At 37.7% G+C, this 23,135-nt stretch carries 42 protein-coding genes; all 42 read right to left on the reverse strand.

Annotation, left to right across the window (positions count from 1 at the left end):
* Positions 1-3: 3 nt before the first annotated feature.
* The 42 genes from HF990_RS03885 to HF990_RS04090 all read right to left on the reverse strand — a co-directional run bounded on the left by HF990_RS03885 (position 4) and on the right by HF990_RS04090 (position 23,129).
* Positions 4-1,317, reverse strand: a complete 1,314-nt coding sequence (locus HF990_RS03885; RefSeq protein ID WP_168412015.1) for a phage tail sheath family protein — start codon at positions 1,315-1,317, stop codon at positions 4-6.
* On the reverse strand, positions 1,317-1,520 hold the full coding sequence (locus HF990_RS03890) for a hypothetical protein (protein ID WP_168412016.1): 204 nt from the start codon (positions 1,518-1,520) through the stop codon (positions 1,317-1,319). The genes HF990_RS03885 and HF990_RS03890 overlap by 1 nt, the downstream gene beginning before the upstream one ends.
* 6 nt (positions 1,521-1,526) lie before the next feature.
* Positions 1,527-1,949 carry a phage tail terminator family protein gene (locus tag HF990_RS03895; protein WP_168412017.1) on the reverse strand — a complete coding sequence of 141 codons (423 nt, stop codon included), beginning with the start codon at positions 1,947-1,949 and terminating at the stop codon, positions 1,527-1,529.
* Positions 1,939-2,370, reverse strand: a complete 432-nt coding sequence (locus HF990_RS03900) for an HK97 gp10 family phage protein (RefSeq protein WP_168412018.1) — start codon at positions 2,368-2,370, stop codon at positions 1,939-1,941. The genes HF990_RS03895 and HF990_RS03900 overlap by 11 nt, the downstream gene beginning before the upstream one ends.
* Positions 2,370-2,732, reverse strand: coding sequence for a hypothetical protein (locus tag HF990_RS03905; RefSeq protein ID WP_168412019.1), 363 nt, complete (start codon positions 2,730-2,732; stop codon positions 2,370-2,372). The genes HF990_RS03900 and HF990_RS03905 overlap by 1 nt, the downstream gene beginning before the upstream one ends.
* Positions 2,726-3,109 (reverse strand): hypothetical protein, encoded by a 384-nt coding sequence (locus HF990_RS03910; RefSeq protein ID WP_168412020.1) that lies wholly within the window; start codon positions 3,107-3,109, stop codon positions 2,726-2,728. Before HF990_RS03910 ends, HF990_RS03905 begins: the two co-directional genes overlap by 7 nt.
* A gap of 5 nt (positions 3,110-3,114) precedes the next feature.
* Positions 3,115-3,258: a hypothetical protein gene (locus tag HF990_RS03915; protein WP_168412021.1), complete on the reverse strand. Its 144-nt coding sequence runs from the start codon at positions 3,256-3,258 to the stop codon at positions 3,115-3,117.
* 50 nt (positions 3,259-3,308) lie between these two features.
* The gene (locus tag HF990_RS03920; protein ID WP_168412022.1) at positions 3,309-4,280 is read right to left on the reverse strand and encodes a major capsid protein; all 972 of its coding nucleotides are present in this window, start codon (positions 4,278-4,280) and stop codon (positions 3,309-3,311) included.
* 24 nt (positions 4,281-4,304) lie between these two features.
* Positions 4,305-4,949 (reverse strand): phage scaffolding protein, encoded by a 645-nt coding sequence (locus HF990_RS03925; RefSeq protein WP_168412023.1) that lies wholly within the window; start codon positions 4,947-4,949, stop codon positions 4,305-4,307.
* 129 nt (positions 4,950-5,078) lie between these two features.
* On the reverse strand, positions 5,079-6,107 hold the full coding sequence (locus HF990_RS03930; RefSeq protein WP_168412024.1) for a minor capsid protein: 1,029 nt from the start codon (positions 6,105-6,107) through the stop codon (positions 5,079-5,081).
* Positions 6,094-7,524: a phage portal protein gene (locus tag HF990_RS03935; RefSeq protein WP_168412025.1), complete on the reverse strand. Its 1,431-nt coding sequence runs from the start codon at positions 7,522-7,524 to the stop codon at positions 6,094-6,096. Before HF990_RS03935 ends, HF990_RS03930 begins: the two co-directional genes overlap by 14 nt.
* 12 nt (positions 7,525-7,536) lie before the next feature.
* Complete coding sequence (locus HF990_RS03940; RefSeq protein ID WP_168412026.1) at positions 7,537-8,808, reverse strand: PBSX family phage terminase large subunit; 1,272 nt, start codon at positions 8,806-8,808, stop codon at positions 7,537-7,539.
* Entirely contained in the window at positions 8,805-9,248 is a 444-nt protein-coding gene (locus HF990_RS03945; RefSeq protein WP_247595824.1) for a terminase small subunit, read from the reverse strand. The genes HF990_RS03940 and HF990_RS03945 overlap by 4 nt, the downstream gene beginning before the upstream one ends.
* A 32-nt stretch (positions 9,249-9,280) precedes the next feature.
* Positions 9,281-9,439, reverse strand: coding sequence for a hypothetical protein (locus tag HF990_RS03950; protein WP_168412028.1), 159 nt, complete (start codon positions 9,437-9,439; stop codon positions 9,281-9,283).
* Between the two features lie 323 nt (positions 9,440-9,762).
* Positions 9,763-9,924: a hypothetical protein gene (locus tag HF990_RS03955; RefSeq protein ID WP_168412029.1), complete on the reverse strand. Its 162-nt coding sequence runs from the start codon at positions 9,922-9,924 to the stop codon at positions 9,763-9,765.
* Between the two features lie 50 nt (positions 9,925-9,974).
* Positions 9,975-10,181, reverse strand: coding sequence for a hypothetical protein (locus HF990_RS03960; protein ID WP_168412030.1), 207 nt, complete (start codon positions 10,179-10,181; stop codon positions 9,975-9,977).
* Between the two features lie 68 nt (positions 10,182-10,249).
* A complete protein-coding gene (locus HF990_RS03965) occupies positions 10,250-10,591 on the reverse strand; it encodes a hypothetical protein (protein WP_168412031.1) in 342 nt (113 codons plus the stop codon).
* A 32-nt stretch (positions 10,592-10,623) separates the two neighbouring features.
* On the reverse strand, positions 10,624-11,031 hold the full coding sequence (locus HF990_RS03970; protein ID WP_168412032.1) for a helix-turn-helix transcriptional regulator: 408 nt from the start codon (positions 11,029-11,031) through the stop codon (positions 10,624-10,626).
* Positions 11,032-11,123: 92 nt separating this feature from the next.
* A complete protein-coding gene (locus tag HF990_RS03975) occupies positions 11,124-11,300 on the reverse strand; it encodes a hypothetical protein (RefSeq protein WP_168412033.1) in 177 nt (58 codons plus the stop codon).
* 51 nt (positions 11,301-11,351) lie between these two features.
* On the reverse strand, positions 11,352-11,768 hold the full coding sequence (locus tag HF990_RS03980; RefSeq protein WP_168412034.1) for a hypothetical protein: 417 nt from the start codon (positions 11,766-11,768) through the stop codon (positions 11,352-11,354).
* A 45-nt stretch (positions 11,769-11,813) separates the two neighbouring features.
* Entirely contained in the window at positions 11,814-12,017 is a 204-nt protein-coding gene (locus HF990_RS03985) for a hypothetical protein (protein WP_210730748.1), read from the reverse strand.
* A 42-nt stretch (positions 12,018-12,059) separates the two neighbouring features.
* Positions 12,060-12,260: a hypothetical protein gene (locus tag HF990_RS03990; RefSeq protein ID WP_168412035.1), complete on the reverse strand. Its 201-nt coding sequence runs from the start codon at positions 12,258-12,260 to the stop codon at positions 12,060-12,062.
* Entirely contained in the window at positions 12,261-12,680 is a 420-nt protein-coding gene (locus tag HF990_RS03995) for a DUF1064 domain-containing protein (protein WP_168412036.1), read from the reverse strand.
* Positions 12,681-12,756: 76 nt separating this feature from the next.
* Complete coding sequence (locus HF990_RS04000) at positions 12,757-13,545, reverse strand: hypothetical protein (RefSeq protein WP_168412037.1); 789 nt, start codon at positions 13,543-13,545, stop codon at positions 12,757-12,759.
* A gap of 13 nt (positions 13,546-13,558) precedes the next feature.
* On the reverse strand, positions 13,559-14,170 hold the full coding sequence (locus HF990_RS04005; RefSeq protein WP_168412038.1) for a dUTP diphosphatase: 612 nt from the start codon (positions 14,168-14,170) through the stop codon (positions 13,559-13,561).
* Positions 14,148-14,360 carry a hypothetical protein gene (locus tag HF990_RS04010; RefSeq protein WP_168412039.1) on the reverse strand — a complete coding sequence of 71 codons (213 nt, stop codon included), beginning with the start codon at positions 14,358-14,360 and terminating at the stop codon, positions 14,148-14,150. Before HF990_RS04010 ends, HF990_RS04005 begins: the two co-directional genes overlap by 23 nt.
* Positions 14,361-14,373: 13 nt before the next feature.
* Complete coding sequence (locus tag HF990_RS04015) at positions 14,374-14,841, reverse strand: single-stranded DNA-binding protein (RefSeq protein ID WP_168412040.1); 468 nt, start codon at positions 14,839-14,841, stop codon at positions 14,374-14,376.
* A 97-nt stretch (positions 14,842-14,938) separates the two neighbouring features.
* Positions 14,939-15,367, reverse strand: coding sequence for a YopX family protein (locus HF990_RS04020; protein WP_168412041.1), 429 nt, complete (start codon positions 15,365-15,367; stop codon positions 14,939-14,941).
* Positions 15,361-15,810 (reverse strand): YopX family protein, encoded by a 450-nt coding sequence (locus tag HF990_RS04025; RefSeq protein ID WP_168412042.1) that lies wholly within the window; start codon positions 15,808-15,810, stop codon positions 15,361-15,363. The genes HF990_RS04020 and HF990_RS04025 overlap by 7 nt, the downstream gene beginning before the upstream one ends.
* A 222-nt stretch (positions 15,811-16,032) precedes the next feature.
* On the reverse strand, positions 16,033-16,179 hold the full coding sequence (locus tag HF990_RS04030; protein WP_168412043.1) for a hypothetical protein: 147 nt from the start codon (positions 16,177-16,179) through the stop codon (positions 16,033-16,035).
* Between the two features lie 21 nt (positions 16,180-16,200).
* Positions 16,201-16,401: a hypothetical protein gene (locus tag HF990_RS04035; RefSeq protein WP_168412044.1), complete on the reverse strand. Its 201-nt coding sequence runs from the start codon at positions 16,399-16,401 to the stop codon at positions 16,201-16,203.
* Positions 16,398-16,700 (reverse strand): hypothetical protein, encoded by a 303-nt coding sequence (locus tag HF990_RS04040; RefSeq protein WP_168412045.1) that lies wholly within the window; start codon positions 16,698-16,700, stop codon positions 16,398-16,400. Before HF990_RS04040 ends, HF990_RS04035 begins: the two co-directional genes overlap by 4 nt.
* Positions 16,693-16,989, reverse strand: coding sequence for a hypothetical protein (locus HF990_RS04045; RefSeq protein ID WP_168412046.1), 297 nt, complete (start codon positions 16,987-16,989; stop codon positions 16,693-16,695). Before HF990_RS04045 ends, HF990_RS04040 begins: the two co-directional genes overlap by 8 nt.
* 5 nt (positions 16,990-16,994) lie before the next feature.
* Complete coding sequence (locus HF990_RS04050) at positions 16,995-17,867, reverse strand: DnaA ATPase domain-containing protein (protein ID WP_247595826.1); 873 nt, start codon at positions 17,865-17,867, stop codon at positions 16,995-16,997.
* On the reverse strand, positions 17,752-18,657 hold the full coding sequence (locus HF990_RS04055; RefSeq protein WP_168412047.1) for a DnaD domain protein: 906 nt from the start codon (positions 18,655-18,657) through the stop codon (positions 17,752-17,754). Before HF990_RS04055 ends, HF990_RS04050 begins: the two co-directional genes overlap by 116 nt.
* 47 nt (positions 18,658-18,704) lie before the next feature.
* A complete protein-coding gene (gene recT, locus HF990_RS04060) occupies positions 18,705-19,550 on the reverse strand; it encodes a recombination protein RecT (protein WP_168412048.1) in 846 nt (281 codons plus the stop codon).
* Between the two features lie 2 nt (positions 19,551-19,552).
* Positions 19,553-20,485 (reverse strand): YqaJ viral recombinase family nuclease, encoded by a 933-nt coding sequence (locus HF990_RS04065; RefSeq protein WP_168412049.1) that lies wholly within the window; start codon positions 20,483-20,485, stop codon positions 19,553-19,555.
* Between the two features lie 75 nt (positions 20,486-20,560).
* The gene (locus tag HF990_RS04070) at positions 20,561-20,764 is read right to left on the reverse strand and encodes a hypothetical protein (RefSeq protein ID WP_168412050.1); all 204 of its coding nucleotides are present in this window, start codon (positions 20,762-20,764) and stop codon (positions 20,561-20,563) included.
* A 472-nt stretch (positions 20,765-21,236) separates the two neighbouring features.
* The gene (locus HF990_RS04075) at positions 21,237-21,497 is read right to left on the reverse strand and encodes a hypothetical protein (protein ID WP_168412051.1); all 261 of its coding nucleotides are present in this window, start codon (positions 21,495-21,497) and stop codon (positions 21,237-21,239) included.
* Positions 21,488-21,775 carry a helix-turn-helix domain-containing protein gene (locus tag HF990_RS04080; RefSeq protein ID WP_168412052.1) on the reverse strand — a complete coding sequence of 96 codons (288 nt, stop codon included), beginning with the start codon at positions 21,773-21,775 and terminating at the stop codon, positions 21,488-21,490. Before HF990_RS04080 ends, HF990_RS04075 begins: the two co-directional genes overlap by 10 nt.
* 104 nt (positions 21,776-21,879) lie before the next feature.
* Positions 21,880-22,257, reverse strand: coding sequence for a hypothetical protein (locus HF990_RS04085; protein WP_168412053.1), 378 nt, complete (start codon positions 22,255-22,257; stop codon positions 21,880-21,882).
* Positions 22,258-22,382: 125 nt separating this feature from the next.
* Entirely contained in the window at positions 22,383-23,129 is a 747-nt protein-coding gene (locus HF990_RS04090; protein ID WP_168412054.1) for a phage antirepressor KilAC domain-containing protein, read from the reverse strand.
* Positions 23,130-23,135: the final 6 nt, after the last annotated feature.

Consider the following 23,135-nt stretch of genomic DNA (forward strand, 5'->3'; position numbering starts at 1 on the left):
CCTCTACGCTACCACTGTTGTGATATAAAGTTGTGACATCGCCGCAGTTGGCTCTACAGCTTCGTTCACAACAACTGCTTTTTTCGAATTCCCTTGTTCAACTTTCACATCATCTGGATTAAAATTTTCGATTGCTCGAATGCTTTGTAATTCTCGACGATGCGAAACAATGTCATTCCATAAAGATACACGCCCCGATTGGTCATTTGGAACTTGACCTAAGTAGCGTGTGTTAAAAAGATTTGCCGTATCAATTGCAATTTGGTCTAATACTCGAATAACTTGATTCAAACTGAAATCTTCGTTCTTTTCAGGTGTGAACGATGTAAATGTATTAATATCTTCAAGAACTCGAACATCAGAACCTACTCGATGGAATACATATTTACCTTTTTTAATTAATTCAGCTAACTCGAATTGCTTTTTAGCTCCCTCAAAGTCTACTGTGTATTCGCCATCGTAAACTTTATTTGTATTTGATTTATTCACTGCTACCCCAGCTTGAGCACCGGCAACCCAGAATACTAAACCGTAATCTAGTTCAGTAGCTTTATTGTGTACATCTATTACACCTTCATGATCGGCAGCCCCTAAATTGTGGCCAACTAATTGGAATTTCGCTCCAACTTCATCACGCATTCGTTTTGTATAAGCTACATAAAGAGCTTTTATAGCTTCATCGTTAGTTAAACATGCTAATACGTTGAATCCGTAAGATTCGAATTCATCAAGCGCATTTTGGTGTGGTGTAGCTGTCGGTGTTGTTCCATTTGAGCCACCGGTAAATGGAGTACCTGCTGTTTCAGATAATGCAGCTTCTTTATTCCAAACTACAAAATCGTTATCTACTAAATCTTTAGCCTCTGCAACAGCAATTTGTTCATCTACTAGAGTCGTGTCTAAGTAAGTTAAAACATCGAACTTCGCAGGCTCGTCTACATTTGCACGAATAACCGTTTTTAGTTCATTACCACGAACACCTTTGTATTTTGCTGTGCCATAAGTATTTTGAGCAGCAACTGCACCTTCATTAATTTTGTAAATATAAGCTGTGTGAGCATTTTTAAACACATCACGAATGCCTTTTAACTTTTCGTGAGCATAGTCATAACCAAAGATTTTTAATGAATTTTTTTGTAAATCTTCAGCAGTTACCGTAAATACTTCACCATCTGGACCCCAATCTAGTTCCGTCGGTAAAGCGACGTATCCACGGTCTGATAGATTCACGAATGCACGTGCTGCAGAAATAAAATTGTGATAAGTACCGGGAAGAACCTTGTTTTGAGTTATGAAAAACCCTCCACCAAGCGCCATTATTTCTTGCCTCCTTCATAAAATTCTTTTAATTTTGCATCCACTTCTTTGAGTGAGTATTTCTCCGAATCTTTCAAAATAGCATTAAGAGCATCGCGTATATGGGTGTGTTTATTGCTCTTAATAATCTGTTCCTTAGAAAATTTAAGTTCCTTGACTTCCTTTTTCTTGGAAGTCGTATTTTTAGTCTTTTTTTCAGACACTTACTATCACCCTTTCAAATTAGAGTGCTGTTCTAATGATTCCATAAACTCTTTCGCCTCGACTTCTTGTAAGTAAAAATTGAAGTTTATAAAGTTATGAGCGTTTCCATCTACAATTTCGGTATTCCCGTTAGCGCCAAGCATTACAGCGCCATTTAACAACGTTATTTCTTTTAACGCTTGTTGTACCTTCAACGCCGCATTCGAAGCCTCTGTGCGCCCGTTTCTCGGGAAATACTGAATGTTAAATAGTGTATTTACACGCCATCGTCCACCGATTTGTCGGATATTCTCTAAGTTCAGAAAGAGAATTAAAAAAGCGGGCGTTTTAAAACCCTGCGGTATGTCGTCGTCGTATATCGTATATCCTTCTCCAAACACTTGATCCAATTTAACGGAGATTGCAGTGATAATGTCCTTAATTTCCATTGAACGCATCTCCTAAGAGTTTGATTAATTTCTTTTCAATAATTTTTGGTGCATCTTTTTGTAATTCATCTGCAGATATCGTCATCATGAAACGTCCTGGAACCCAACCTTTATGATTTCTAGTTCTATGGCCAAACTCAACATACATTGCGTACTCAACTGGGTTAAAAACCTCTATTTCATACGTATTACCTTTTTTAGTAATACTCCCTACAGTCCAACCCCGTCTTAATGTACCACCAACGCGCCCATCTTCATATTGACCGACAGGTGTACGTTTAATGGCTTTCGCCAGTAATCTCGCAGCGATTTCCTTTGCCATAGCCTCGCAAAACTTTTCTAACTCTATCTTTTCAAGTTTTTGCATACGCTCCTGCAATTGTTTTAATTGTCGATAATCAACTTTTCCCCATCTAACCATTATGCGTACTCCTCAAATAATTCGAGTGTTATATGTTGATGGTCCATGTGTACCTCTGGTTCGCCACTTCTTGTAAATTCTTTTGTCACTCCGTCTTGTGTAACAATAATTTTGCTTCCAGCAGGTATTTCTAATTCGGGCGCTAGAGATAGCTTGATAGTTTGAGAAATTATAGCAGGACCTCCATCGCTTGAAGCTGTTGTTTGTTTTACATAAGACAATTTACAAGGTTCGTTTTCGAATTTCGTTACTTCTTGATGTTTCGTGATTTTTGTTATTGGATCTTTATACTCTTCCCACACTTTCACCGTGCAAGTGCCACGATACAAACTTTGAATCGCTTTTCTACGTGGGCTTACCATGAAAGTCTCCTAAACTTGCGATAATCGACTTCGTTGTGTTGTAAATATTCAATCATAGCGTTGAATTTGGACTCAGGAGTACCATCAAGTTCGACAGCAAAAATTACGTTTGTATCGCCATCTTGCACTTGTTTAGCAAATGGGGAAAAGTCGATTGTTTCGATGTCAAGTTGACCCATACTCTTTTTTAAAAATAGAAATTCGCCAATGACCATATCAATCGCGATTTCGTTTAATTCGATTGGTATATCTTGTCGATTTGTTTGTGTTTTAATGTGATTTCTCACTCTATCAATAGAAAAGTTAAGCAACGAATCATCGTTATCTGTAATCGGTACTTTCAGTGAGTTTAATCGCTCTTTTACTTTGTTCAACACGCGAATCACTCACCTTCTTTTGTTTTTGATTTAGAAGTTCTTTTTTGCGGTTCTTTCTTCTTTTCTTGAGCATCCTTAATTTTTGCTTTTTCAGCCTTTTCTCTTTCTAATCGTTCTTTTTCGAGCAAATAAAACGTTGTTGCTCCCATGTAATCCCCCCTTTACATAAAGTAAAAAGGCTAGGGAATAATCCCTAACCTTATCCGTTCGTGACGATTTTTACGACACGAACTTTCTTCGGATCATAAACACGGTCGTAGTTTGCTGCATTTCCGATTTCTGCAAGCGTTGGCATTTCGCCCGCCACTGCTTGTTCAGTCCAACGGAAACCACGAACATGCATAATGAATTTTTGGCGGTTAATTAAAATGTCTTCACCTTTTAATGTGTTACGGTCTGTTTCAGTAGGAACTTTAGGACTTCCCGCAACATAACCAACAGCTCCAGAAGCGAATAAGTAAGACGTGTATTTTTTACCGCTAGTAGTACCATCAACAACAGGTAAGCTATCGTCTACAATTAAGGTTTTACCTTGGTAAGTACCGAAACCAATGTCAATTGTGCTTTCTGGCAGATATTCGACTAATTGCGCTTTTTGTAGGTTAGCATGTACACGAGAATGAACAGCAATTGCAGTGAATTTTTCTTTTGCATCCCCAAGTAATTGAGCTGCATCAATGAATACTTCTCCACTAGCTGTTCCACCAGTTCCATCTTCTTTTGAAACATCAAGAATTAAATCTCCGCCATCATTAGCAGCATTGTCACCAAATACCCCGTCTAGCATTTTCAATAAAATCCGTTGTTGTTGACGTGTCCAATAAGCTGCTACACGACTAGCAATAGCTCTCATTGGATCGGAACCAGCTAATTCTGCTGCCAAGTCTTCTGAACTCCACGCTTTACCAAATTCGAATATACGTGCCACGTCTTTTCCTGCTGTGATTTTTTCAGGAGTTAACGCAAAGTCAGATTGAATCGCTTCTGGATCTCCTTCTAAATCGTTCCAGAAAGGCATATTTACCATAGTACCGCCATTAGGAACAGTTACATTTGGTACAGGCCCCATAATTCCAGAACGAATTAAAGCGTTTTGTTCTTCAATTGTATTTATTACATAAGGGTTAAAAACTTCAGGAATAATAATATCTGAAACTCTTGTTACTGCCATTTAACAACATCTCCTTTATATTTTTTATAGTCCGTAAAGGGCTGGATTACCTCCAGCTTGAATGATTAATTGTTTTGCTTGATCTGGATTTTCTCGAATAAGTCTTCCTTGTTCAGTTAAATTAAATTGTTCTTTGCTGAATGGATTTGGTTTGTTATTCCCTGTTGGATTTTGCGCTCCAGGAGGCGTTTTTCCTTTCAACCCATCAGGAACAAATAAATAGTCATCTGTTTCTTTCAGTGCTTTAAGTTGTTCCTCTAAACCGACTAGCTTTCCATCTACGAACTTAATAGCTTCAGTATCAAGCAAAGCTCGTACAGCTTTCGGATTCTTCGCCTTCGCGTCTCTTAGCGCGCTTTCGAGAGCAAAGTCGAATTGTTGTTTTTGAATTTTAGTTTCATATTCTTCTTGAATTTGCTGATTTTTAGCTTGCAATTCTTCAATTTGTGCTTTTAATTCATCGTTGCCAGTAGCTTTTGCTTTTAAATCTTCAAGTTGAGTGTCTCGGTCTTTAAGTTGTTGTTTTAAATCCTTAACCGTTGTATTTAGATCGTCAAACTTTTGTTTAGGAATCCAATTCCCGTTTGATACAATGTCAATCTTGTTGTCCCCAATCTTTTCCATAACTTGTGTATATAGTTCTTCACCTAATAACTCTTTTAAATCCATGTTTTTTCCTCTCCTTTTAATGTTTTTTAACGAGTTACACCTCTCGCTAAAGGAATCCGTTTGATTAACCCTCAAACCTTTAAAAAGGGCAAAATAAATAAGCAGTTTAACGACATGCTCAGGTCAAGATTAAACTACAAATCTCTTTTTCCACTCTGAATATTTAATATTGCTTGGAATGTAAATCACCTTACCATCACGATTACGCGCAAACCTTTCGCCAAAGTTATCATCGAAATATGGAGCAGTCGTCGTTCTACATCTCGGATGGAAAGGACTCGCTGTTACTCCAGGCTCATATTCACTAATTTTGAACACTTTTCCGTCCATAGATTGACAGATTTCCGATGTTCTACTGTCTAATGTTGCTACGATTTCATAGCGTTCTACATCCAATTCTTTAAACGCTTCTTTCTGTGCCGAAGCACTAAAAAACGCTTGCTCGGTTTGAACTAATCGAGCAGCGTTTGCGCGAGATGTATTCATTTTCTTCTGAATCACACTGATTATTCTGTCTGGACCTTCTCCACGAGCAAAGGTTTGTGTTAGTTCAGTGTGTAATGTGTTGATAAGTAAGTTTCTGTCACGCCAAATTCGAGCGCTAAACGTTAGGTTATCGGCTGTCCATGGTTTACTAATGACTTTTGTTAATACTCGTTCGTCGAGAGCTTGTAAAGTAAACCCAACGTTAAAGGCTTTTTGCACTTCAAATATCGTGTGATAGTATTGCTCCTGATATATCTCTTTCATCAGTCGCTCAAAGCCTTCAATTTGACCACCATACAGTTTTTCGATGTGTTGTTGAAGTTGAATACGTAAGCTTTCTAATCTACTTATATGGACTCTTGCTGATGCATTTTCAAGTTGCTTCATCCATTGTTGATTGATAGCGTTCTTTTGACCATATTTAATGTATTCCTCAACAGTCCAACGAAACTCTCTTAATTCATCAGATTTTAACAGTCTTTTTGCTTCTTCGAGTGTGATTTCATTGTTTTTAGCGAATCGGTTGTACCATTTGAGAATATCTGCTTCAATAGCTCGCATTGTTTGAATATACGCTTTTTCTAAGTCCCTGTAATACGATTCAGCTTTTCGAGTTTGTGCATCTTCCAGTAATTCAAAGCGTTTACGCCAATACTCCCTACTCTTGGTCATCTACTCCACCGCCATTCAGCTGGTTGAATGTAGTGTTGTAGTTATCAAACAATTCCATTTCCTTTTGTCGTTCTTCTTCAATTCGGGCCATTTCTTGGGCCACATCTTTAACCCAAGGATGATTTTCAAGGATCGTTGTTTGAGAAATGATACCTTGCGATTTTTGAGCCATGTCAATAATTTCAGACTCATTTGTAAGTAACATTTTGTTGAATGTGAATGTAATATCTCGATAATCAAGATTGCCAAGTTTCGCATGTCTCACATATTCCCCGACGAACCACATAAACTCACGTAAAGCTAATGTGAATTTACGTTCGAGAATACTAGCTTTCATGTCTAGTAAAGAATAAAGGTTCGTTAACGCTACACCAGATGGAGCATTACCAATAATATCCGGGGAAGGATTAACACCTTGACCAAATGCATAAATGTTTTCTTTTAGGATGTCAATTTGTGTTTTGTATGAATCCACTGGTACTTCTGCCCGAATCGTTTTAATGTTCCCATCTTCATCTAACTTGACTGCTTTATACCGTTTTAAATTGGTTACAAACTCCCCTAAATCTTCACCATCGTATCCAATTAAAGCCCAAATTAATGATTGCATATCTGATAATGTGTTCTGTGCATCAGAAACTAATAGATCATAAGCATCGATGATAGATTTGTAAAAATGTAAATCGCTTAATTCTTCTTCGTTGTTGGCAAATTTGATGAATGGTACGCGTCCCCATGACTTCCATTCCGCACCTTCTACGTCTGTGAAATGCGGTGCTGGATTCACTTCAACAGTTGCATCTAAATAAATCTGTCCGTTAATCATTTCGTAGTAGGTCACATCATCAGAAGTCCATAACTCTAATTTTGTTACATTATCATCAAGTTGATAGAATCGAATAGCAGCAACCAGCTTTTTACGTTTCGAATAGTCGTAAATCGGAATTAATTGCTCCGCCGGAATTATCATGTAATCAAATTCGCCTTCTTCATTCACGAAAGGATGCAGCCATTCTAGACCTTTGTTGCTTGCACCCTTGATTAATTCAGGTATTGTATCTTCCCACCGTTCGCCAATGAGTTCTTGCAGTAAATCTAGGTGTTCTTGGTTATCACTTCGACTACCAAAGACCATTGGTTCACCGACTAAGTAAGCTGTCTTTTGGTCTACCAAGATTTTATGAAATCCCGAAACCACTTTTTCGTTAGTAGCTTCCGTATCAATCACTTTTACGCCATCTTCGTAAGTGTATATTTTTCTGTTTAAGATGTCTGATTCGCCTTTATAGTATCGAACGCCTTCGTGCATGTGTGATGGGTCGAACGAATCGCAGAGCTCTTTAATAATCTCGGATGGTGTCGGTGCATTTTGTTCTATATATCGAATTAATTCGTCGGTATGTGTTTTTTCAAACATCTTTAACCTCCTTTAACGCAAAACTTGCATGCGTTTCTTAGAACGCATATCCTCGCTCATTGCATAACGTGTTGCGTCGATACTGTGGTTATCTTTATCTTCTAAACGCGGTTTAGGATTGCCATCTTTATCCGTTTGATAATCGATATTTTCAAACTCTCTAGCTGTGTTTGGTGTACGTAATGGATCAATGCAAATAAAATCTAAATCATCTAACCATTGTTCACCGTATTCAACACTGTCAGGACCTTTTTTAACACCTTTGATTCGTTTGATTCCATGCTCATGCTTTAGTTCATCGATTGATTTGGGTTCTGCTGAATCAGCGAATATTTCATCTGATTGATACCCTTTATCGTGTAGTTTCTTAGCAAACTCTCTATTACTCATTTTCACACCGTATATTTCGTCAAAGATATAGATGCCATTCCTCTTTTTGTCGTAGTGAATACGAACATAAGCTAATGGATCCGTTGCATAACCAAAGTCAACACCATTTCGTATGTTGTCAAAGTTCTTCACCATTTCATCAGTTATGCATCCTTTTTCGATGTGCAAGTTATCAAATGGTACGACACCAGAACCGATTGCCTCGCCTAAGTACTCCCATCTGTAACGTAATTCATTTCGTTCTTTAGCTGCATTTGCTTCTTCAATAAACTGTTTTGAAATGAATGGGTTATCTAAGTAAGTTGAGTGATGAACAAATGTATTTTCAGGAACAAATGCCGATTCGTATTTTTTATTAACCCATGATTGTTTTCGCTTTGGAGGGTTGTATGAATAGAAGAACTTATAAAAAAGACCATTACTCAACTCTCCACGCAATAAAGAGTTTGTAATGGTTGTAACTTCATCTTCTGTTTTGAACTCAGCTAATTCCTCAATCCAAGCAATGGCAAATGGAAAATTAGCGCTTTTTAATGATTTAATACGCTCTGGCTCTAACGCTCCACGGAATACCATATAATTCCCTCTAGGAATGTATGTGATTCGCATTGGAGATTTATTAATCTTGAATAAATGTGCCACACCTTGTTCGTTTATGGCCCATTTCATTTGTTCAAAGATTGATAGTTCGATAGTATTGTCAACTTTTCTTATACCCACCGCATTAACTGGGTAACGCATGAGTAGTTGTACAATTATATGAGCAATACCTGAGGATTTACCAGAACCACGTCCACCTTTGCATACCACGTTTAATATATTTGGGTTAATAGCAGCTTTCCACACCGAATGAAATGCTTTTGGCAATAATTCTGATAGTCTTATGACAGTCATTCGCCATCACCGCTTATATCATCCACGAATGTTACAGCACCTTGCACATTAACGTCTTGTTTATCAGTCCACATAGCGTAACGTTTACCAAGTAATTCAGCCGCTTTAATTCGTTCGCTCATAGTTGGCGGCATTTCTGTATTAATTTCTTCTTCGCCCCCACCAACTCCGACTAATGTTGCAGCTCTTGCTTCGCCACGCAAAACAGATGTCAATGTTTCCAGTATTTCCTGCTGATCTGCTATACGTTGTGACTTTAATTCTTCCATTCGAGCATCGATATAAGCTTTAATGTCATGTTTTGACAAGTTTTGTTCACCTATCTGTCTTGCTGAACGTTTACTATATCCTGCTTTAATCGCTGCTTGTGTAGCATTACCTAATTCGATGTAATAGTCAGCAAATGCTTGTTGTTTCGGCGTTAATTTCCTTACATTCAATGGCATCACCCCATTACGCTAATCGCTTTCCATTAGTCTAGTAACGCTCTAACTCTACCGCCACAAGCAACACATGTCTTTTTGTATGTCGTGGTCGTTCTTGTTGGTTGTTGGTAGTTGTTGGTTGTCGTTGTTCGTTTTTCAATGTCGCCAGGTCTTCCGCATTTTTCGCATTTGATTGTGTATTGCATAACTCTCACCTCGCAAAAAGAAAAGACGCGATAAACAACAGCATTAGTTAAACTAACGCGATTGCTTATGGCGTCTCACAAATCCTCATTGATCGCATTATAAAGTTTTGTCGAATTTTGTTATTCGCATATTTTTATTGTGGTAAAAATAGTAGCAAAACGAAACTTGTGTTTTATTGATTTATTACGGAAATGATTCGCCGAAGCGGTTTTCCACGCCGCCCCGGACCTACCTCATATTTTACAGTTGGAAAATTATAGCTGTCACCTTTGGTAAAAGTGTTAAATTTGGTAAGTTTGTTAATCTATCTTCGTAATACGAGCTATTTTTCGTTCACAATTTTCATCACTTTTTCCGCACCTTTTTCATTCGTTTCATAAATCGCCACCTTTACATCGTTTTCCTTACAATGTTTAGCAAGAAAATTCGAAATGGCTTCTTTAAAATCGTTATCATTCGTTTGAAGCACAAACACATTTTTCATTATTTTTCCTCCCTCTCATTTTTTTCAAATTAACATAATCATTGGAGTGTTCATTTATTAATAATTGAATATTTTCCATTTACAACGTCATTTACTGTTAAATAAAACATTGCTTTTTTCTCTCTCAATAGCCAACGCAAATCGTTTAAAGTAGTTAATTTGTCAATTTCTACGGACAAACCGTTCCAATGAAATTTCACTCTTTTTCCTTCTGATAAAGCCTTTTCAGCTTCATTACGAGTTATGAAATTAGACAATAATTTTCCTCCTTTGTTTCTCATATTGGTTCATTTGTCACTTAATCTTCGAAGTGTACATTTATTAACTATTCGTCTCCGCATCTAATAGTTTTTAAAGGATATGGACATTTATCGCAATAAGAATCTATGCAATCTTCGAATTGGCAGTATTGTTTAATTACATTTACCGCTGCTCTAAAATCCTCTGGCATGTGAGCGTAATAATCGTTTTCAAAATCTTTTTTTGTGTCTATAACTTCGTATTCTTCGTCAACAAGCCAAATAGGAGTATCTCCGTTCGTATCGATATAAACATCACCATTATCACAAGCAATCGCAACTTCAAAAATGTCGCCAACTTTTATTCGTTTATCTTTAGGTTCTTGAACAGCTACAACACGAATTAGGTCTCCTTTTCGTGCTCTCATAAATAAACCTCCTTAATACAACGCAATGTGGTTCAACTCAACATACTCTCCAAAATGTTCTCTTTTATGTTCTTAATCGTCACATGACTTAATGCCATGTGCTGCCCAATCCAACGCATTGATTTGCCTTCCAGGAGCCAATATAATACCTCCGCTTCTCTTGGCTCTGTTACTTTATCAACTCGTTTTTGCACTTCTTGAATTTTACAAATATATTCATTGATTCGTTTTAAATGTTTGTTTCTCCTTACGACCTCTGTGAACACTACATCGCTTGTCTGCCCACTTGCTTTTGGTAACGTAGCTTCAATGCCATATTGAGCGATTTTTGCGCCATTATATCTATATTCCATTTGTAATTGCTCAACAGTATTAATCATCCATCTATAATCTTTAATCCACTGATCTAACTTTTCTTTCGTAATCTGCCCTTTGCCCATCTGTTCGCCCTCCTATGCTATAATTAAAGTGTCATTTGCTAGGAGGGTAAGCTGTGGCTGTGGGTTGAAGGCGGCCACAGCTTTTTTCGTTATCAACTTAACCGTTTAAACGAATCTGCGTATGCGATAAAGTAGTTAAAGTCTGGGTTAGACTTTTTCAACCGTTCTAATCGCTTTCTCGCCCATACTTCGGATGTATAGAATTTATTGTCAATTAACTGCGGTATACCGTTTCGCTCCGCAACAATGAACATAAGCGCAGGAAACATTAATCGATGCCCCCTTTTTTATTTCGCATTTTCTTCGAAGTGTGCAATAATTTAAATAGCCAATACGTTTGTTTTTGATGGTGCATTTATCGCAAAACGGTAATAATCGTCAGACAAAATTTCAAATAGCGTTTCTTTGAAATTCCACCCATGTAGCACATTATTTTCACTTTGCAATTCGTCTAACATATTGTAGATTTTATGAACAAATATTTTACTGACTTCTAATTCTTCAAAGAAGAAATCCTCTGTTGATAAGCGAAATACTATTTCATCGCCCCAATGTGTTAACATTTTAATTCTGTCAATTACATAGGTCTTATCAAAAATTTTGATAGTTTGTGGCTTATCAATAATGAAATCAACATTAACATCGCTAGTCCATTCGTCAGTTATATCTTGACCGCGACTCAGCCTGTGGACGATAACATCAGTGATTTCTATTTGTTTCATTTCTTTTTTATCCATAATTTTCCCCTTTCCTTTACTACGCATTTTGATTCAAGTGCGACATTAAATTTCCGTCACTTCTAATTCCCATTCTTCAATAACTTGCTTCATTAACTGATTAGTGAAAAGGAAATCTCCATTTTCTGCTATTAATAAAGAATCTCCGTCTACATCGTAAACTGGATATTTTTCACCCTTTAGAAAAATCCTACCTTCTGCTTTAAAATCGTCTTTCGGACTAACATAATAAAGCAACTTACAATTCATTATTATCTCTCCCTCTACTTCGCATTTTGATTCATTTGTTCACTAAGCACTTTCTTCTTTCTCGCTGATTGTGCTATCCAACACTTCTCCGATTTTCTGAAACTCATCCCAAATGGCGCAACCAGGGCACCATTTCAGACTGTTTCTTTCGTTGTAGTTTTCGCATTTTTTGCAATGTAAGTTGTACAGTAACTTTTGTCGATCTAGAGCTTTTAACCGAGCATTTGCATCTACAACTGCCATTCACATCACCTTTTTTGCTTTTTTACGGGCTTTTCTGGCTTTTTTCAACTCGTCATGGGTTATCCATCCGCCGTCAATTTTTGAATACGTTATGACCTTTAATTCGTAAGGATAACGGTACTCAAAAAGTTTTCTTCTCAGTTCAAATTGCTGTGTGACCATTCCTTTTACATCAATCACTTCTATGCGGCCATCTGCATACTCAACTTTAAAATCTGCATTGTAAGTGATGGCTCGATATGTTTTTCCGTTCTTTTTGAAACTTTCCAGTAGCTCAAATTTTGGTTGCAACTCGAAATCTTTTACGATACCTTGCTTTTTTAATAGTTTCAAATGCTTGTAATACCGTGCTTCAAGTGCAGAATCAAATGTGATGCCGTCAACTTCCACTTTCTTGTTGCCGTATTTTGTTTTTGCCATGTCGCCCTCCTTAGCACTCGCTTATCAAGAGTGCTGATAAAAGGTTGTTAAAACCTCTTCATCAGCAAACCTTCATTTAACTAATTTGCTTTTCTTCGATATAAGGAACGCCATTCCTAAACTTATATCCCATCCGTTCCAACTTTCCTCTTACTCCAGCTTCGCTACGTTTTAAATGACGAGCCATTTCCTGAAAACTGATACCCTTTTCTACACTTTCGAGAATGTAGTCAATTTCTTGTTGCGTGTACGGTCGATGATTATCTAAATAAACCGGCCGATATTTAATCCCCAAATCCAGTAATCTACGTTTAACCGCTCCATGCGTTCGTTGTAATTGATCGCAAATCTCTGGATACGTGTATCCCTTTTTAACCATGTGTTTTAGCAAATTATCTTCTCGGCTGCTCCACGGTGTATTATGCGGTTTTGGCACGTACATCTTTTTGCGATAGTCTGCTCTACGTTTTTCTTCCACCCAATCTGGTTCGGGACCTAAATCCCCCTTCACAAATCGGCTAAAATCAATCATTTGTTTATTTCTTTCTGCCCATTTCCACCAGTCTGAGTATTTAATAACTCTGACTTTTTTTACTTTAGTAAAACGTTTATACATAACAGGGAGACCATATTTTTCTTCCCAGTTTAGTAGTATGTTATACTCTACTTTAATCGTCTTTGATAACTCGCTTACAGTTATGCCATCAAACGATTTAATCGGATCACCAAGTCCTAACTTATACGCTTTTACTTTTACGCTGTTTTCTGTACGATTTAACTTTTTGCATATCCCGGGTAGTGATACAGTGCCCCAACTGTCTTCTAAATAATCGATTTCCTCTTGAGTCCAATGTCTTTTCTTCATGCAATCACCTTTTTCAATAATTCGTCAATTGCCGTCTATGGTTTTCTTCGTTCTTTTTCAAGTATGCTTGTTCAATTTGTTCATCAGTAAAACCTAATTCATATCCCAAATTTAAGAAAATAGTTAGTAGATTGATATAATCACGCTTTTCGCAATGCTTCAATTCGCAAGAATAACTGTTTAAAACGATAAATGTATCAACGATATTTCCGTAATCATCTGGAACTTTTGCGTTTGTTAAAACTTCTTCGATTTCATCATCTGTCAAGTAGGTGATGTCATTTCCAATGCTAAGAATGAAGTGCAAGCAATCGACATATTCTTCGAGTAATGGTCTTTTTACAACTTGCAAACCTGTTCCGCCACAATACCAACATGATTCAAATTGGAATCCTAACGTTTTTCTACCTTCGCAATATTTACAAATTTCATAAACAGCTCTTCTCGGCTTTTGGTCCTTACTCCAAAACTTAAACCCTCTCCATTCATTTGCGAGCTCCCCTAACTCGACTTGTAAAGCTAATATCTTTTTAGTAAGACGATCTTCGCCTTCTTTCACCGGATGTTCTTTCGTAATGTGATAGTCCAATTCCGCCTGTATTTCAAACAACTTTTGTAAATCCATTTCGATTCTCCTTTGCTAACCAGCGTTTTTCGACTAGAATTTGATATGGTTTTGAATCAGCTTCGAAATATTTCATTTCACTTGCCTCTACATAGCCATATTGCTTGTGACGTTCGATCTCCTTTTCTAATTCTCGTTTTGTTCGACCTTTAAGAATTTTTCGTTTATGATAGATGCTTAACGTCTCCATTTACATCACCTCGCTAGAAAGGTAAATTATCATCGATATCATCCGGAAGCGAACTGTATCCACTAAACGGGTCATTATTCGGCTGATTTTGAGCCGTAGACGCGTTTTGATTGCTAGATTGATAATTTGTATTACCTTGATAGTTTTGAGCCGAATTTGGGCTATTCTGTACATTTTCCGAACGATAATCTAAGAACTCTATACTATTTGCTACTACTTCTGTTGTATAAATTCTTTGCCCCTGTTGATTTTCATAGCTACCTGTTTGAATTCGACCCGTGATTGCTATGCGATTGCCTTTCTTTTGATAGTCCACTAGATTCTGCGCTAATTTATCGAATGCGATACAACTAATAAAATCCGCTTCATCCTTTTTCATTCGGTTAACTGCTAAAGTGAATCTACAAACTGACAATCCGTTTGGTGTCATACGTAGTTCTGGATCCTTCGTCAGCCTACCAATTAATTGAACTTGATTCATCTTCTCTTCCGCTCCTTCATGTACTGCCACTCGGCACCGATTAATATTGCAAATCCCCATCCGAGTATAAGCAGCACTAAGATGTTTAATAGGTCACTCATTCTTTTTTCGCCACCAATTCTGGGTTTTCAAAAACGTTCCCTATCACTATCATTCCTTCTGTATATCTCGGTAAAAACTTTTCAGTCATGTAATAACCTGCATATGCACCATGGAAATGTAATCTGTTCATTTGGAAACCAACGTGATTATCTGCATTGTTGTTATCGTGATAAAAAACTTCGAATGCAACAAAATTCTTTTCTTCCCATTCATTCTTAGGTGGATGTCTTAAAATATCCCCTTCATAAATCGGCTTATGATGTTTATCGTATAAGCCTGTAAATTGCATTAATTCAACTTCATCAAAAGTTCTCCATGCAAGGTCTGTGTTTATCATTCTCTTTTCAAAATCTATATTGTAGACTGGAATTATTTCTTTCAGATTCTTTTCCCACGCTCGAAACTTAAACCGTGAATTTACCATATTTTACCCCTCCCCAATACTTTCTTTGCAGTTTCCATCCGTTCCCAGCGATTCATTTCGATTCCCCCCAACAACTCTGGATTCTCATAAACATTGCCAATGACTTCAAATTCGTCAAACACTGAAGGAGTCATTTCACTGAAAGAATAAAATTCTCCATCCTCCATCCAACCAAAAGCACCATTTTTAAATAAAACTTCGTATTTTAAACCAAAATAAGATACAATATCCCCCTCATAAATTTCCTTTCCGTTTTTGTCTTTTAAGCCTGTGAATTGCATTAATGGTTCAAATTCTTCAATTAACATTTGGTCATTGTAGTCGTCTGATTCATGTTCAAACTCTGGAAAACGAACAGTAATAAATCTTGTAAAATCAATAGAAACAACTCTACACATTTTTCTTTCAGCTTTATTAAATGCACGAAACTTAATTTCTCTCACGCAATCTCACCTCTCGAAAATCTTTGTAATACGAAACCGTCTTGTAGCATAGCTTGTACTAACGCTTTGTGATTGGGTACGATGATCGTGACCTCGATTCCGTTCTCGTACCCTATAAACTCTGCATATTCCTTGTAATTTAATTTTCTTAACTCCTGCTGAAGTTTCTCTCGGTCCTTGTTGTTATTTACAACTCTAATTCCGTTTTTGTTCATTTGCATATCAAGCACCTGCCTTAACCCTTGCTGTTGCAAGTGCGTATTTGAGTTCACGATCACTAAGTTCCTGTACTGGTTTGCCCTCTACTTCACGGATGCCCAAAAGTCTGAGTTGCTCGATGTAGAAAGCTCGTTTGAATTTGCTTATCATACATCTCACTCCTTTGGTTTATTAAGCTGGAATTGCCACCTTGTTGAAGTAATGCACGTTGTGAGGAACTTGGTAATATAAGTCTCCTGGTGCGTTGTAACGTGCTAATGCGCTTTGCAACTCCGCTTCACTGTAACAAATTGTTTTCGATCTATTTTTTTCGAATTGCCATACGATGATTGCGTATGGCTGTGTGTTAAAGCCGATGTATGTTGGTTTCATATCATTTTTCCCTCCAATGCTTGACGTGCTTTTATACCTCTTTCGTTTACGACCGGCGGTTCGGCATAAAAAATATCTTCTGGTAATTCTAATTTTGATATATCTACAAAGTAATTATTTTCATCAGCATAAAATTCAAGTGCTTCACGATACTTCTCCGCTTTTTCGGCTTGTTCAATGAGCCAATCAAACACTTTCGATCTTTTTTGATACAATTCATCTTCTGCGTGATCGTTTGCTAGTACTTTGATATGTTCTTGCCATTTTAGCGCTTCCTGCATTAGTTCCTTATCACTCATTCTCATTCACCCCCAACGCCTCACTCGCGATTTTATGAATCTTGTCATATGTTGGGTTGAAGTCGCCTAGCCCGCGAGTAATAGCTTCGATTTCTTTGAGCGCCTTTTCAAATTTACTTTCGAATTCATGTTCGGAAACTGTTGCTTCCGAATGATCGCCTTTCGCTGCCCATTCTCTGTTTAATCGAGCTGCGTAGTCATATGCTTCAAATTCATTTTCAATAACTTTCCGTGATTTTGTTGTACCCTCGCCACTATCAAATACAGTTACGACATACACTTTTGCCATTTCATTCACCCTCCCACAACATTTCGTAATCGATAATTGTTATGCATATCTTTTGGTACCGTCACCGTATAATCCTCAGCCATTTCAAAAATCCGGGATGCTGTTGCTTCGTCCACATATAGCAAATCGCTTAATGATAGTTCGCTAGAAACAAGCAACGGTTTATTGTTCAAATAGCGATAATTGACCACTTCGAAGATGATTTCTGCTTGCCATCGCTTCACGTCAACTTTCCCGCCAATTGGTTTGAATAAATCATCGATAAACAACACATCAATATCTTTCATCCGATGCATTATTTCTGATTTACGTTCAAAATTGTTCTCTGATATTTCGTTCATCCCGTCTTTGTATGGAAAATACATAACAGGTACGACGCGCTTTTGAATTAAGTTGTTTGATACAGCCATTAACAAATGCGTTTTTCCACTTCCAGGCTGGCCGATTAATAAAACACTATTTTTTCTAGTACTTCTAATTTGGTTAAAAGATTCATAGTATTTCATACATACAGCTTTCATATTCTGGACGACTTGCGGTCTATTTTCAGTAATAAAATTGCTGAATCCCATTTTCTGAAACTCTTCTGTAATTTCGCTAGATTTCATTAAGCGATTGATTTTTTTAATCTTGGAGCATTCACACTCAACCCATTGATCCGTATCATGTTTTAGCTCCACTTCTTCACCTTTGTAATTAAGAATAATTTCCCCTGCTTTTCTACGAACGATGTACCCTCCTTCATCTTTGCACTTTGGACATTCATATTGAGCTGAAGTTTCGGAGTTTTGTGTCAATGTCTGTTGGGATTTCAGTCGCATTTTTTTCATGATTTCTTGAAATTTGTCCGTTTGCATGGCTTCGTTGAGACTTTGCATTTTCTTCTCTCGCCTCCTTGGCTTTTAACTGTTCGTAAGAAGTGATTAATTCAGCCTTCCAATTCTTTAAAATCCCTTCAGCGTATTTCATTTTATTTTTTGCGTTTACGTGAATCGCGATTTTGAAGGCTTCTTGAATGAGATTCGCATCTTTGTAAGTGTCATAGATATCTCCAAGTTCTTGCGATATGACAGGAAGTAACGGTCCTATATTTTGCTCGTAGAAGGTTGCTAATTTCCCGAAATCAGACGACTGACTAACCGACTGACCGACTTCTTGTTCTTGTTCTTTTTCTTCTTCTTTTTCTTCTTCTTTTTCTTCTTCTTTTTCTTCTTCTTTTTCTTCTTCTTTTTCTTCTTCTTTTTCTTCTTCTTCCCCCAAGTCTATCGATAGGGTATCGATACGGTATCCATACTCTTTCGATTTAATAATGTATTGCTTAACAAACGGTTTATATTTCACTTCTTGAAGCTCTTTTTCAATGCACTTTCTCACTTTTGGTGAATTAATGAAGTTATATTTCGCCCAATTAATGATGAAAATTTCTTTAGTATCTTCGTTGTATTCGATTTTTCCATATTCTTCGAAGCGCTTGAGTAGTTTTATTACGGTATCTCTGTTATAGCCTGTTTGCATTTCGATTGTTCTGTATGGAAGTTCGTAGATGCCACATTGAGTAGTTTTGTTATTTGTCATCAAATACAAGTAGAAATATTTTTCTTCTGGAGTTAGATCAATAACAAACCCATCATCCCAAAACGTTGTATGCACCTGTCTGTATTTCGCCATTTGCCCCGCCCTCCTGTTTTGATTGCAAGGGGATTTCTCCCCTCGCTTTATACTAAAGTTTGTTGTTCAGTTACCTGTTCCTTTGGTTCTTCTTGTACTTGCTCCACTTCTTCAACGACTTCGAACTCCGGTGCATCCAGGAATACCTCGTCCTCAGGAGTAATATCCTTGATACTTCTTGCAGTGCCCTCGTCGTGCGCTACTTGTTGTTGAATTTCTACACTGATAGGCAAGTACTTCCACATGTGACGAATCACTGTTTTCTTCGCCATTTCTTCATAGTCCGTTGCCCATGGGCTGTAAGAACTATTTGCGGCTTTTGAGCGTGCTTTTCGTTTTTCAATTTCGGCTTTTGGCATAAATTCGAACTGATAACCGCCGTCTTTGAAATGTGCTACGGCATAAGCTCCTACAAATTCCCCTCTGTCTGCGTCCATTGATGGTTTATGCACGAGTTTTGGCTCAAGACCTAATTCATATTCGAACTCGTCTTTTTCATAAACTGCATGAGCATAGATGTTTTGAATTTGACCGGAACGTCTTGCTAGATCAATCATCCCTTTGTAACCGATGATAAACTGAACTTCCGTGATGTCTTTTTTGTTATTTTTGAATGGTAGTAAGTAGCAGTGTCCAAGCAAGCCAGGCTCCAATCCAAGCTGCGCCGCTTGCATGACAGCACCTAAAAGACTGGCCATGTCCGCTTCTTTGAGTGCCGGAGTTGTCCTAATGGTTGTCATGGCTAATCGGAACAAACGGTCTGCATCCATATGTTTCGGAAGCGCCTGCTTCATAGCCGGCATCATTTGTTTCAAATAATCTTCAATCGTTTTCGGATTTTGTTGCGCCGGAGCTTGTTTCATTTGTTCTTTTAATGCTTTTGTTGTTGCCATAATTAAATAACCTCCTTGATTGTTAAACGTCTTGAAATTGATGACTTCAAGTATTTTTCGTAAATTTCCGGATGTTCTTCTTTCAGCCGCTTGCTGTCTATGCGGTTTTGAGTGACTGCTTTATAAGTGATTTTGAAACGGTTAGTAACGCCAACCGAAGCATCTTCCAAAGTCATTTTTAATTGGTTCTCATACGCTTTAAGCTGCTCTTCAATTTGTTTTTTCTCGGCTTTTAGTGATTCGATAGCTTCGATTAATTGTTCTGTTTCGGAATCGAGCATTACTGTTTCGCCGTTGTCGGTCGGATATAATTTATTGAGTAGTTCGGTTGCTGATGGGCTACCGTCTATAGCTGGTGGTACACCTGCAAGTACGTGATTTTCCCAAAATTCTTTTTCGCGTTGGATCATGATATCGATAAATTCGTCATCGCGTTCGACTTCTTTCCAAACAAACTTATTTCCGCCGATTAATACAGCAATATAGGCTTTCTCGTAGCCCAAGACGGCCATGTAATGCTGGACTTGACAAATATACTCAGCTGGAATTTCATCTCCATCCCATGCATTAGAGTTGAAAGCATTTGTTGTTTTGCATTCAAGTAGCGCTCTTTCACCAACCACATCGCGGTCAATATTCGCAATCATGAAGTCATGTTCTGGATGAACAAACATTTGATTTCGACGACGTACTTTCTTACCTGTACGACTTTCAAATTCTTTCGCCACAATGTCCTCTAGTAAGTTGCCCCAATAAATAAATTCGTTATCGATTTCTTCCGTAAATTCACCGGTTTTTTCTAAATATAGTTGGAATGGAGATTTCCATTTGTTGAATCCTAAAATCACTGATGCATCGCTGCCGCCGATTCCGCGTTTCCTTGCATGCAGCCATTCTTGGCGGTTCATTTCGAGCGTTGAAATTGCTGATACCATTTTCAGACCTCCTGTGTTATAATTTCAGTAACCAAAAATTTTTTTGAAACGTAGACCACTTGCACGGTGGTCTTTTTATATTTCTTCGAGAGAACCATCATCCATGAGATACTCCCACAAACAACTCGGACTGCAAAACAATTCGTCATCGAATGTTGCGGCGCCATCACCTGGATAGATAATCTCATGACACGTTTTACATTTTCCGATCGGGCTAGCTACATCTTCCGGATAAACTCCACCGAGGACCATTGGATTTTCAACATCGACTGGTCTCATACTGTCACCTCCTTTCTGGTGATAGAATCACCAATCTACCTACAACGTCTTGGCCACTGGGGCTACAGAGTAGCTGCCGCTCGTCCGAATGGAGTCTTGGCGAAGCTGGGCTCGGTTGTAGATAGATTGCTAATCCCATCCGGCAGCCCACAAGCAAAAAGGGGAATCAGTTATTAATGAGGATTTGGCTAACCAACCGCTTGTGAACTGCTGGATAGGAGCGAGTTAGACTCGCAACCCATCATCATTTGTGTTATAATTGAATTAGTGTATATTAGTCTGCCGTTAACCATTTTGGTTAGCGGTTTTTTAATGAGTGTGAATATATAAGAAAACCGTTGAGATAATTCCGAATAATAACGGTCCAAAGAACCAAATGAAATCTGGTATGGTACCTTGTCCTTCGAAAAAGTAATCATTGAGCCACTTCATCTGATCACCTTACCTGATAGCAACAACTTTTGAATTAATGTCAACTTACGCCATTTAAACTTCCGCACCGCTTGACCACCTCACAAATAACGCCTTGTTTTGCTAAACTATTTATCGTTATGTAGAATCTGCGTTGATTTTCGAGCTTCTGTACTCGCTCCAAAGAACGTGTTAAATCACGACTTCTTGATGTTGCTAAATCCAAATTCCCGTCTTTAACGTGAATGTCAATCATTATCAACAGATCATCGATACACGCTTTTTCTTTTGCTATCTCAAAATTGATAGATTTTAAATCCATAACAACACCCCTCCTATAAATGCTGGAATCATTTGTAATAAAGTCAAAGCGTTGTTTAGCACATCTGCGCCGAACATCATTACTGCTGCTTGTGCTTCGCAATTCGTTACTCTCACCCAGTTCATGAATGTTTGAATATCAACGATATGCTTACCACTTTCCAACTTCGAAACAGTTGATTGTGTCATATTAAGTTCGTAAGCAATCTCTTCCTGTGTCATTCGTGCCTTCTTTCTGAATTGCCGAAGTAACTTGTGATATTCCTGGGTTATTTGCATCATTCTCACCCCTTTCGAATATTCCAAAATGGAATATATTCATTTATGGAATAGCTACTAAAATTTAGAAAAGTTACTATATTAGTAGAGGTTCTGCCCGACCTCTAACTCGTTTTTTGCCCTCGTATCAGTCTGAGCCATTCAGCTTGACTGATGTAAATGCCTAATCGCTCGTTCATATATTCGATGTTCTTGTCTGCCCACTCGAACACTTTATCTCTTGGATAACGAGCTTGGACTGCTTTATCTCGTGGAAACCCATCCATGCGTATAATTTTTTCCACTTGTGGCAGTGAGCAGTTAAAGAATTTGGCTAGATCAGACTTTCTCATTCGTTCAGGATATTCGAATTTTGATTTCATATATTCACGGCCATCTTCAACGCCCTGGAGATAAGCTTTCTCGATAACTGCTGTGAGTCTTTTCTCGAAAAGTTCGTATTCTTGCGATTGAATATCCTCGAGCAATCGGCTTAGGTTCATTTGCTAGCCCTCCTTTCTAAAGGCTGTTTGCCCGACAGCCTTTTATATTACTTTTTTGTTTGATAAAAATTTGTTAATGAAATAGATTTGACCGCGCCCAGTTCACCTCCTATGCGGTTTTGTTTTTAGTTGGCTTCCTGGAATTCGCGTTCAATCATCGGTAAAATACCATTTCTTTTTAGCAAGTCATACAAAAAGAGTCGTCCTTTTTGTGTCCACTTTGTATTCATCTTTATATCAGGAGTTCCATCTTTGCGTGTGATTGGAACGGTGTCCGAATGTGTATATCCTTTATTTTGATATTTCGCATATAAAAGCCATTGACCACTTTGTTTGTATTGCACTTTTAACTCATGAAGCAATTCGTTCATTTTTGTTCCAGACATTCCGTAGTCTTTTGCAATTTGAGTGATGGTAACTAAACCTTTATTTTTCAGAATGGTGTCAACATAATCCGCTTTTGGTTTTAATTCATTCACTTGTTGTTCGAGCATTAAATTTTGAGTCGTCAACTTTTCTACTTTTCTTTGGAGAATTTCATATGCTCGTTTAACTATCATATCTGGATTATTCCAACGCTTTTCAATTTCAATAAAGTATTGACGAGCCTGTTTACCTTTTTCGTTTCTTTGAAGCATAGAAATTTCTTTTGCCATGTCCAACTTTAATGCGTGGTCTAAAATTTCTTGCTTGTTTTGGGGGTGTACTTTTTGGTACGGGGTATAATCGATACCTTCCGTAAACCCGTAACCTAACATCCTTTCAAACCATTTTGAGTAACGTTCGCTTGATTCTAAAAACTCATGTAACTCACGGCCGCTTACAAGAATTTCGCCGTTTTCGTTTACGGTTGTTTTGATTAATTCGTTCATTTCATA

The organism is Ureibacillus thermosphaericus, from assembly GCF_012396605.1.
GTDB lineage: Bacteria > Bacillota > Bacilli > Bacillales_A > Planococcaceae > Ureibacillus > Ureibacillus thermosphaericus.